Source organism: Phaeodactylibacter sp. (assembly GCF_022763345.1).
Lineage (GTDB): Bacteria > Bacteroidota > Bacteroidia > Chitinophagales > Saprospiraceae > Phaeodactylibacter.
Genome location: NZ_JALEGS010000012.1, coordinates 1 through 11187, shown reverse-complemented (window position 1 = coordinate 11187; position 11187 = coordinate 1). Strand labels below are relative to the sequence as shown.

Sequence of the window (11187 nt, the reverse complement as noted above, 5' to 3'; positions counted from 1 at the left end):
CCGTGGAAATAATGCTGTTTTGAAAGACAGTACTAAAACCTGATATTATGCAACAGGGCTTGTCTTTCCACAGTATGTTATTGGTAGCCGACCGGCCGGGGACCGTTCCCGGAAAAGCCGAATTAGCACCGCCTTCGGGCACAAAGCCCGGTGTGCCTAAGATGCCCGTTGAGGTAGAAGAAGCCATCGAGCTCAAGGGGCAAGCAGCTCTCTGGCTCTCCATAACTGGCATCATCGCGTTTCTGCTGGGGTTCTTTGCCATTGGCTGGATACTGGCCTTCGCAGGTTTTATAACAGCCGGCACTCAGCTCATTTCACCGGAGCGAGGGCGCTACTGGCCCGCCCGCCTGGCTTTAAGCCTCAGCTTGTTCTTTGTGATCAGCCTGCTGGGGTTTATCCTGTACTACGGTTAAGCCCTTTGCCCTTCCTGACCAAATCCAAAACCAAAAGCCATGGATACCATCAATAAAATCCTTGTACCAACGGACTTTTCCGATACGGCTCTGAATGCATTTCGATATGCGCTCATGCTGGCCGATAAATTCGAAGCGGATATAGAACTGCTGCATGTTATTTATCCGGAATATGAAGCCCTGGACTTACCGGTAATGGCAGCTCAGGCTACCAAGGAAAAAGCCGCTGCAGCCGGTGAAGCCATAAAAGAGTTTGTGGAAATTGGCTTGACACAGATGCATGCCACCGGGCAGCTGTCGGGTGTCCCCAAGATTAACTCTGATGTGGAAATCGGTACGCCCGCCAGCCTGATTGCAGATGTGGCCCGCCGGGACGAAGTGGAGCTTATCGTTATGGGCACCCGTGGGGAGCACAATGCGCTGGACCGCTTCTGGGGCAGTGTAACAACTGCGGTGGTTGAGCATACCGACTGCCATGTCTGGGTTGTGCCCGAACATGCCTCCTACCACGATATCAACGTCGCGGGCTTTGCCACCAATTTAGGCGATGCAGACCCCTACCATATTTGGGAGTATGGCAAACTCCTTGCTCCTTTCCACCCCGTACTCAGATGCGCTCATGTCAACCTGGATAACTCTGTGGAGAAGACCCTGGATATTGCCGGCTTATCCACGTTTTTTGACAACCACGCGCCCGCCCTGCAGATTAGTTTTCACTCCCTGGAAGGCGCAACGGTTACGGAGGGGCTGGAAGATTTTATCCAATTCTTTGAGATTGACGTACTGGCCATGTATGTCCCCAAACACAGCTGGTGGGACCGGCTGTTCCGCCGGAGTGAAACCAAAAACATGGCCCTGCATTCCAAAATCCCATTGCTCATGCTCAAACATTAGACTGATCTGCACCTGAAACCTTAAAATCATGCCGGCCGTGGGCCTGCGCATACAAACCCCTGCATCATGGGAGACCTAGCCGTTAAGCCTGCCACAGAAAACCGTGCCGCCTACTTACAAAGTTTGATCAGGGACGTACAGGCACTGGAACGAATGATCAAAGAAGACCGGTTCGAAAAAGGGCATCAGCGTATTGGTGCTGAACAGGAACTGTGTATGGTTGACGCTGCCCGTCAGCCTTCCTCATTGGCTTTTAGCTTGTTGCCTGACCTTCCGAAAGATTTTACCTTCGAAATTGGGCAGTTCAACCTGGAAGCCAATCTTTCCCCTTACGAGCTCAACAACAGTGCGCTTAAAAAGACCGAAGACCAGCTCCGGGCCTTGCTCAAAAAACTTAAAGAAGTAGGGGCGCCGCAGGGTATTCAGCCCATTATCACGGGCATCCTTCCCACCATCCGCAGGCACCACCTTGATCTCAAATACATGACTCCGCTGGAGCGGTTTGATGTTCTGAACAGAGGTTTGACAGAGCTGCGGGGCGGTGCTTTCGAGATTAATATCCACGGAGCGGATGAGCTGACCACCTCACTGCCATCGGTGATGTACGAGGCGGCCAATACCAGCTGGCAGCTCCACCTACAGCTTGACCCCAGGTCTTTTTCAGAAATGTATAACTGGGCTCAATACATTGCCGCACCTGTCTTAGCGGCAACTGCCAATTCCCCTCTTTTGTTTGGGCGGGAACTCTGGCATGAAACCCGTATTGCTGTATTCCAGCAGAGCATTGATACCCGCCGGTCGGCCAATCAAATCCGGGACCGCCACAACCGTGTCAACTTTGGACGGGGGTGGCTGGAGGAATCGCCTGTGCAATTGTTTAAGGACAACATCACCCGTTTCCCCCTCATCCTCACCGGCGACATTCAGGAAGATGCCTTGCAAATGCTCGATGAAGGCCGTACACCTAATCTCCGGGCCTTGCGCCTGCACAACGGCACCATTTACAGCTGGAACCGCCCTTGTTATGGCGTAGGCGACGATGAGCAAGCCCACCTGAGGCTGGAAAACCGGTACATTCCGGCCGGCCCTACCATTAAAGATCAGATGGCCAACTTCGCCTTTTGGATCGGGCTGATGAAAGGGCTGCCCCCGCGGTATCTTAATCTGCACGACACTGTTTCCTTTCAGCACGCCAAGAGCAACTTCTACCGGGCAGCCCGGTCGAGTCTGCATGCGTCCCTTGGCTGGAACGGCAAACACCGACCGGTCCGCCGGATTATCCTGGAAGAACTGCTGCCCCTGGCGGCTGAGGGGTTGCAGAAGTGCGGGTTCACGAGCGAACAATCGGCATCCTACCTTTCCATCATTGAGCGGAGAGTTACAGGGCATTCCAATGGCGCCTGCTGGACCATCAGGAATTTCCGTAACCTTAGAGAACGCTACGGTGCCGGTGTGGCCGTGCGGGAAGTGACCGATGCTATGATTCATGGGCAGGAAGCAGATATTCCGGTACACGAATGGCCTGATATCGATGCCGCGCAGATTTACGTGTTCAAAAAAGAGACGACGACCATCGGGCGGGTCATGAAAACCGATTTGTATACCCTCAACGAGCAGGAGCCCATTGGGCTGGCCAAAGCGATTATGGAATGGAAACAGGTCCGGCACCTGCCCATCGAAGATGACCACGGCAACCTGAAGGGGTTGGTGACCCGTACCAACCTCGAAGCTGCTGCCGAAGTTGACGATCACGAAGCGGTTAGTGTGATTATGACCCGGGAACTCATCACGGCTACCCAACAGACTACGCTGGAGAAAGCCGCTAATCTGATGAAGCAGCATAAAATTGGCTGTATGCCCGTCATACGGGAGGAGCAGCTTATTGGCCTGCTGACCGACTCCGATTTCAGAGCATTATTTGGCAACCAGTGGTAAAACCATTACTTTAAGACCGGCGCATTGGCGTCCGGCAACGCAAACGAAAAACAACCCTTATGAATGTTTCATCCGGTGCCTTTGCGCCACCACCGCATCCCGATACAAAACCTATGCAGCTAATTTACAATCCTGTTGTGCTGGAGCACGATACCGGGCTGCACCCGGAAAACAGAAAGCGGTTTGAGGTGATGGGCGAATTGCCGGAGACAGAGCTCATTGACGGGGCGCCTTTTTTGCCGCTGGTGCATACCAAAGACCATATCAAAAGCATCAAGTCTGCTTGTGAGTTCGGACAAGCCCTCGATGGGGATACCCCCACCTCCCCCGGTAGCTTTGAGGCCGCACGTTTTGCAGTCGGTGCTACCGTCATGGCTTCCGATACCAATGGGTTTGCCCTGGTCCGCCCGCCCGGGCACCACGCTTACGCCCACCGGGGCAGTGGCTTCTGCCTGTTTAATAATGTGGCGGTGGCGGCGCAGCGGCTGGTGGAAGAAGGCAAGCGGGTAGCCATATTCGATTTTGACGGGCACCTCGGTGACGGCACTTCGGAGATTTTCTACAACACGGATCAGGTCCTCTACTGGTCGATGCACCAATACCCGGCCTATCCCGGGCACGGCTTTGTCGAAGAAATTGGTGTGGGCAAAGGCAAAGGCTTCAACATCAACGTACCCCTGCCGCCCGGTTCTGCGGATGATATCCTGAGCGAGACCCTGGATTACTTCTTTCCCATTATTGAGCAATTCCAGCCTGATGTGCTGGCCCTTTCTGCCGGCTTTGATATGCACCAACGCGATATGCTGCTCGATCTGAAAGCCTCGTCCGGCTTCTATTATAAACTCGGGCAGCGGCTGCGCAAACGTTTTAGCAATATGTTTGCCACGCTTGAGGGCGGGTATAATACTGACGAAATGCCCCGCTGCCTGTTCAACTTCCTGGCCGGCATGAATGGGCTCGACAAGCCCTACCACGAGGAGGAAACGCTCTCCGGGATGCGGGTGTGGGAAACTTTCGAAATCTATGTGCACGCCGTGATGGGCAACTTACGTTCTTACTGGAAATTCTAATACATGCGCAAGCAACTCAAAAGGCTGTTTCAGCCCCGCTCTATTGCCGTCATTGGCGCCTCTGATAAAACCACTTCTATCGGCTTTACGGTGATGCGCAACCTGCTGGAAGGCGAGTTCAAGGGCGTCATCACCCCGGTCAATATCCGGCACCGGGAAGTCTTTGGGCTCAAAAGCTACTATCATATCGGGGATGTGCCCGAGGCACCTGACCTGGCCATCATTACGGCACCATCCTATGCGGTCCTGCGCATCGTACGCGAGTGCGGCAAGTTCGGCGTGGGCAGCATTGCCATACTATCAGCAGGCTTTAATGAAACAGACGAAGAAGGGCTGCACCGGCTTGAACGCATCAAAAAGATTGGCCGGGAATACAATATGCGTATCCTCGGCCCCAACTGCATGGGGTTCATCAACCCCTACCTGGGGCTGAATGCCAGCTTCTCTTCCCGGATGGCTAACCCGGGCAATATCGCATTCATTTCTCAAAGTGGTGCACTCGGTATGTCTACGCTCGACTGGGCGATGGAGCAGAATGTAGGGTTCAGCTACTTCGTTTCCGTAGGCGCTATGGCGGACGTTGGCTTTGCCGACCTGATCGATTTTTTCGGGACCGATAACCACACTTCCTGTATCCTGGTATACATGGAGACCGTGAAGGAAGCCCGCCGGTTTATGAGTGCGGCGAGGGCTTTTGCACGGCACAAACCGATTATTGTACTGAAAGCCGGCCGCAGCCGGGAGGGGCGACGGGTGGCCCGTTCCCATACCGGCGCATTGGCGGGTAACGACCGGGTATTTTCTGCTGCCTTTCAGCGGTCGGGTATCATCCGGGTATCCACTATCGCGCAACTTTTCAACAGCGCGCAGTCGCTGGCGATGCAGCCCCGGCCCAATGGCAACCGTATGGCCATTCTTACCAATGCCGGTGGCCCCGCCATTCTGGCAACGGACTATCTGGTGGCCAAGGGAGGCGAACTGGCCCAGCTTACCGAGAAAACTTATGAAAAACTCAGCGAAAGCCTGCCCGTCAACTGGAGCCACAATAACCCGGTGAATGTGCGCGGCAATGCCTCTGCAGAAGTCTACCAAACTGCCCTTGAAATACTGCTGAAAGATAAAAATACGGATGGGGTACTGCTTATCCTGACTTATCAGGCGAATACCGACCCGGAGGCGATAGCCGAAGCCGTCGTGAAAGTCAACAAGCGTGCCCGCAAGCCTATACTGGCGACCTGGATGGGCGAACAGGCGGTAGTGGAAGGGCGGGAAATTCTGGAGTCGGGCAAAGTACCGCATTACCGCTACCCGGAGAGCGCGGTGGATGTGTTCCTGCGTATTTTTGAGTACAACCGCAACCTGGAATTGCTCTATGAGACGCCGCCCGAAGAACCTATGGAGTTCAAGCCCGATCGGGAAAAAGCGCTGGCGCTTATCCGGAAAGTGCTCGCGGAAGGCCGGCAGCAGCTTATGGAAAGTGAGGCGAAGGAGCTGCTTTCTTTTTATGAGATGCCAGTCACCAATTACCAGCTGGCGCATTCGGCGGATGAAGCTGTGGCTTTTGCGGAGCAGTGCGGTTATCCGGTGGCCCTCAAGGTGGCCAGCCCGGACATTTACCACAAGTCGGATATTGGCGGGGTATGCCTCAATCTGCCGGATGAAACTGCTGTGCGCGAGGCTTATCAACAGGCATTGGACAATACCCGCAAGCACGCTCCTAAGGCGGATATCCGTGGGGTGGTGATTGAGCGGATGGTGAGCAAGCCTTTTGAATTGCTAATCGGTTCGCGTAAGGATGCTTTGCTGGGCCCCGTTATTGCGGTGGGCAAAGGTGGTATTGCAGTGGAGGTCTACCGGGATACCCGGCTGGAATTGCCGCCAATAAATATGGCTTTGGCACAACGCATGATTGAGCAGACCAAAATTTATCCGCTGCTTAAAGGTTACCGCAACCGAAAGGGGGTGGACCTCGACCTGCTCGCCTTCACGCTCTGCAAGTTTGCCTATCTGGTGATGGACTTTCCGGAAATCCAGGAAATTGATATCAACCCTTTTGTGATGGACGACAAGGAAGGCGTGATGCTGGATGCCCATGTAGTCCTTGACCCCAATGTCAGCCGGGCAGAGCGCAGGCCCCATGCGCATTTGGTTATTCCTCCTTATCCCGGGCGTTACCGCCGTACCATCAAGGCGAAAAACGGGACGCCGGTTTTCTTACGCCCCATACGCCCCGAGGACGAGCCCATGGAACTCGAAATGGTCAACCGTTTGTCGAAGGAGTCGCTTTACTTCCGCTTTTTTGGCTACGTGCCCAAAATGACGCACGAGCTGATGACCCGATTCACCCAAATCGACTACGACCGGGAAATGGCTGTTGTGGCCCTCATTGAACAAGATGGGAAAGAGGAAATGATTGGGGTAGTGCGCATCATTGCCGATCCATGGGGGGAGGCCGCCGAGTATGCCATCCTCATTGCGGACGAATGGCAGGGGCAGCGCCTCGGCAGTCAGATGACCGATTACATCATCGAAATCGGGCGGGATATGAAGCTAAGCGAAATCTACGCCACCGTCTTGTCTTCCAACAAAGGCATGCTCACGCTTTTCGAGCGGAAAGGTTTTGACATTCAGCGGGAAGACTTCGAGACTTTCCACGTCAGCCTGAAACTCAACAAATCCTCCTAAAACGGGAACAGCCAGGGGATCAACAGGCTCGCCAGCACCCAAAACATCAGGTTGAGGCTCACCCCTGCCCGGAAGAAATCGCGGAACCGGTAACCGCCTGCACTGTAGACCATGGTATTGGTCTGATAGCCAATCGGCGTCATAAAGCTAGCCGAGGCAGCGATGGTCACGGCCACCAATAGCGGTGTGGCGCTGACGCCAAGTTGAGTAGCCGTTGCAATAGCAATGGGCGCAAGTAGGGCAGCAGTGGCATTATTGGACATGATTTCGGTCAGCAGGGAAGTGGTCAGGTACAGCCCCGCCACAATAGCTACCGGCCCATAGGCCCCAAGGTAACCAATAAGGCCGCCGGCGATCATCTGGTCCAGCCCGGTATTGCCCATAGCGGTGCCCAGGCTAAGTGCCCCTGCCAGCAAGAATACGATCTTCCAGTTGATGGCCTCGTAGACTTCCTTCATACTCAGGCTGCGGGCGAGCACCAGCGCCAATACACCAGTGAGGGTGCCGACCATAATGGGCAGCAGGTTAAAGGTAGCCGTGAGGATTACAAAGGCAATCACAGACATGACAATCGCAAACTGCCGGCGGTTGAAGTCCGAGAGGCGGTCCTCAGAAAGCATGACAAAAGGCGCGTCCTGCTCCGCTTCCATCTGCTTGAGGTTGGTGATGTAATGCTGCTTGACTTCAGCCAGGATGACATCCCCTGGTACCAGGGGAACGCTGTAGAGATGGTCATGCAGAACCTCGTTGCGGTGGCGGATGGCGAGTGGGATGGCCCGGTAGGTACGGCGGAAGTCCAGGCTTTTCAGGGTGCGGTTGGAAAAGACGGAGCCAGCGGTGACGACCAGTTCCACGAGGCTGGTATTTTTTTCGCCCAGGAAGTTATCACCTACTTTTAGCGTGTTATCGGCTATGATTTTTACCCGTTCCTTTAGCGCTTTGACCTTGGCCACATCACAGCGCACCTTAAGCAGGTCGCCTGCCTCCAGCGTGAAATCGCCGGGTGGGAGCGTGAAGCGCTGCCCATTGCGGACCACTTCGATGATGTCCATTTCCAGCTCCTTCACCAGGGCGGAGTCCATAATGCGCTGCCCGGAAAGTTCATTGCCCTCCAGCAGTTGCAGTTCGGTAAGGTAGTCGCCCAGCCCAAAGCGCTCGGTGAGGTTTTCTTTTTGCCGTTCAGGCAGCAGCTTGCGCCCAATGAGCATCATGTAGGCCATGCCGGCCAGCATGAGCGGTACCCCTACTGCCCCTAGTTGGAACATTCCAAATGCCGGCAGCCCCTCCTGCTCGGCGATACCACTGACCAGTATGTTGGTGGAAGTACCGATAAGAGTGCACATCCCGCCCATGATTGAGGCATACGACAGAGGGATGAGCATCTTACTTGGCGCCTGCCCGGAGGAGTAGGCAATCTGCACCACTACCGGGATGAATACCGCCACTACAGGCGTGTTGTTGATAAACGCAGAAATGAGTGCGATCAGGAGCATCATGAGCACCAGCCCGAGGCGGAAGTTCTGCCGGAAAATGGCCGAAAGCTGATGGGCAACGGACTGCAGGGCCCCGGTTTTAAGCAAGGCGGCACTCAGTACAAACATAAAAGCCACGGTCATGGTCGCCGGATTGCTGAAGCCGGCTACCCCCTCTTCCGGGGAGATAACCCCCGTCAGCACCAGGCTGATCATGATAAGCATAGCGACCAGGTCGATAGACAAAGCCTCGGTGGCGAAGAGCACCACTGCAACTGCAATAACAATAAGGGTAATAATTGCGCCTGTAGCCATAGGTAAATGTGAAGAGCAAATAAAGCAAAGGGTAGCGAAAATCCCTACAAAAATAATAGGCTTTTTAGCGGCCTCATCAGGGCAACCCTATGCGCCCCCGAGCCGTTTATAGGAGTGAATCTACGACATTCGGCATGAAAAGTTTTTTCAAAACGCTGTTTATTCTGCCTATCCGCTTCTACCAGGTGGCCATTTCACCACTGCTGGGGCCAAGCTGCCGCTTCACGCCAACCTGTTCGCACTATATGGTAGGCGCTATAGAAGAATGGGGCCCCATCAAGGGGATCTGGCTGGGCCTTAAGCGTTTGTTCAAATGCCATCCCTGGGGCCCGCACGGCTATGACCCGGTGCCGAAAAATCCAAAAAAACACAAACCTTCCTAAATGCTCAGAAGACCAAGACGTAACCGACGCAGTGCCGCCATTCGTGGCCTGGCTCAGGAAATCCACCTTACCCCTCAGCACCTCGTACAGCCGCTTTTTCTGGTGGAAGGCAGTGGCGTACGTGAAGCCATACCTTCTTTGCCCGGCACCTTCCGCCTTTCTGTGGATGAAGCCCTGAAGGAAGTCAAAGCCTGTATGGCGTTGGGGCTGCAATCGTTCATCCTTTTCCCCAAAATACCGGACAACAAAAAGGACAAACGGGGCACCTTCAGCTATGACGATGACAATTTCTACCTGAGCGCCGCCGCTGAGATCAAAGCCGCCTTTCCTGAAGCCTGCCTGATCAGTGACGTAGCCCTTGACCCCTACAGCTCGGATGGGCACGATGGCATCGTGCACGACGGTAAAATCCTGAATGATGAAACCCTCCACGTGCTGCAAAAAATGGGATTGGCACAAGCCAAAGCCGGCTTCGACATCCTTGGCCCTTCTGATATGATGGATGGCCGGGTGGAGGCCCTCCGCGTCGCACTTGATGAAGAAGGCTTTTCGGATACCGGCATCATGTCCTACACCGCTAAGTACGCGAGCGCCTTCTACGGGCCCTTCCGCGATGCTCTCGACAGCGCCCCGGTGGAGGGCGAGGACATCCCCGCCGACAAGAAGACCTACCAAATGAACCCTGCCAACCGCCGGGAAGCTTTGATTGAGGGGGAGCTAGATATGCTAGAGGGGGCAGATTTCCTAATGGTCAAGCCTGCCCTGCATTATATGGATGTTATCCTCACCATGAAGCAGCACTTCGAGGTGCCCATTGCGGCCTACCACGTGAGCGGCGAGTGCGCCATGCTCATGGCCGCCTGCCAAAACGGCTGGCTGGATTATGAACAGGCCATGCCAGAGACCCTGCTGAGCCTGCACCGGGCCGGGGCGGATGTGATCATCACGTACTTTGCTAAGGATTTTGCGGAGCGGTGTGGGTGAGGTATGGGTTGTACAGCCCGGCTAGCCGCAGTGCGCAGCGCAGTATTGTCGGCTAGTCTTTGTGTGTGCCGTATCCACTTTTAACCAGTTTTCTTCAATAAGTCTTGAAGACTGTATTTATCGTAATCTTCTTTTTTATTTTTTGTTTCCCCGATCAGCTCATTCTTACTTTCGAGATGTAACCAAATTTCGGGATTCATCTTGAAAATCTTACCTAATTTAAGTGCGATATCTGTATTTATTTTCCTTCGTCCTTTTAGTAATGCGCTCAGATTTGATTCTTCATAATTTATGTATTTAGCAAAGTCTTTCTTTTTGATCTTAATAACTTTTAAATATTTTTCAATAAACTCTCCTGCAAGTATTATTTTATCAGTGGCTGAATTCAAATAAGATTCCATTTGAAATCTTATAGACAGAAATTCATTTTTTATTCTTTCTTCCTCATTTTGATCTGCAGAAAGTTCTTTTATCATCGATTCCAATTCCTTAAAGTCTTTTGCATTCGTATTTATAAGTCCCTCTCCAAGACCATTAATCCCGCCAATATTCACTTCTTTATCCTTTGCCATTTTTTCCTTATTTATCAAGTTCGATCAATAAATATTTCCTCATTAATTCTTTTCCTGCTTGGGGGCTAAAAAACATCTTTTGTCCCATAGCATGAGTTGCACCATATTTTTCTTGATACAATTCGATAAGTTGGGTTTTACTATCAAATGATAAAAAACCTAAATAGTTTTCCTTTCCTAGTTCAAAGCTCTTGTAACATCCAAACGCTAGTAGGGATCCAGCAATATTTTCAAATTTTCCGTCCGACCCATAATTGTGAGGTGCCACTTCAATATTATTCATATAAAGGATTTCTCCATTTATCAAAGTCAGCATTAGAATCCCTTCTAATATTTCAGGCTTGTCAACCGTAGTAAGCTTATAGAATTTGTAGACTTGCGTAAAAATAAGACAGTTTAAAAATTCACTAACTTTAAGCTGTTATGAAGAAATCAAAGTTTACAGAGAGCCAAATAATCAAGGC

At 52.7% G+C, this 11187-nt stretch carries 10 protein-coding genes; 7 read left to right on the top strand and 3 right to left on the bottom strand.

Annotated features, from left to right (window positions below; all coding sequences use genetic code 11):
* Positions 1-47: 47 nt before the first annotated feature.
* The 5 genes from MRY86_RS02250 to MRY86_RS02230 all read left to right on the top strand — a co-directional run bounded on the left by MRY86_RS02250 (position 48) and on the right by MRY86_RS02230 (position 6997).
* Positions 48-413 (top strand): hypothetical protein, encoded by a 366-nt coding sequence (locus MRY86_RS02250; protein ID WP_293568935.1) that lies wholly within the window; start codon positions 48-50, stop codon positions 411-413.
* Positions 414-452: 39 nt separating this feature from the next.
* A complete protein-coding gene (locus MRY86_RS02245) occupies positions 453-1307 on the top strand; it encodes a universal stress protein (RefSeq protein ID WP_293568933.1) in 855 nt (284 codons plus the stop codon).
* 66 nt (positions 1308-1373) lie between these two features.
* Complete coding sequence (locus tag MRY86_RS02240) at positions 1374-3242, top strand: CBS domain-containing protein (protein ID WP_293568931.1); 1869 nt, start codon at positions 1374-1376, stop codon at positions 3240-3242.
* Between the two features lie 59 nt (positions 3243-3301).
* Positions 3302-4312, top strand: coding sequence for a histone deacetylase family protein (locus MRY86_RS02235; RefSeq protein ID WP_293568929.1), 1011 nt, complete (start codon positions 3302-3304; stop codon positions 4310-4312).
* 3 nt (positions 4313-4315) lie between these two features.
* Positions 4316-6997, top strand: a complete 2682-nt coding sequence (locus MRY86_RS02230) for a bifunctional acetate--CoA ligase family protein/GNAT family N-acetyltransferase (RefSeq protein WP_293568927.1) — start codon at positions 4316-4318, stop codon at positions 6995-6997.
* On the opposite strand, the gene MRY86_RS02225 is transcribed toward MRY86_RS02230, so the two are convergent.
* Positions 6994-8784, bottom strand: a complete 1791-nt coding sequence (locus tag MRY86_RS02225; protein WP_293568925.1) for an SLC13 family permease — start codon at positions 8782-8784, stop codon at positions 6994-6996. The genes MRY86_RS02230 and MRY86_RS02225 overlap by 4 nt on opposite strands.
* Positions 8785-8918: 134 nt before the next feature.
* On the opposite strand from MRY86_RS02225, the gene yidD reads away from it, so the two are divergent.
* Together yidD and hemB are read left to right on the top strand one after the other, a co-directional pair.
* Positions 8919-9167, top strand: a complete 249-nt coding sequence (gene yidD, locus MRY86_RS02220) for a membrane protein insertion efficiency factor YidD (RefSeq protein WP_282775925.1) — start codon at positions 8919-8921, stop codon at positions 9165-9167.
* Complete coding sequence (hemB, locus tag MRY86_RS02215) at positions 9168-10151, top strand: porphobilinogen synthase (protein WP_293568920.1); 984 nt, start codon at positions 9168-9170, stop codon at positions 10149-10151.
* A gap of 80 nt (positions 10152-10231) precedes the next feature.
* Here the strand turns inward: hemB and MRY86_RS02210 are convergent, their stop codons facing one another.
* Together MRY86_RS02210 and MRY86_RS02205 are read right to left on the bottom strand one after the other, a co-directional pair.
* Entirely contained in the window at positions 10232-10723 is a 492-nt protein-coding gene (locus MRY86_RS02210) for a hypothetical protein (RefSeq protein ID WP_293568918.1), read from the bottom strand.
* A 7-nt stretch (positions 10724-10730) separates the two neighbouring features.
* A complete protein-coding gene (locus MRY86_RS02205; protein ID WP_293568916.1) occupies positions 10731-11006 on the bottom strand; it encodes a hypothetical protein in 276 nt (91 codons plus the stop codon).
* Between the last annotated feature and the right edge of the window lie 181 nt (positions 11007-11187).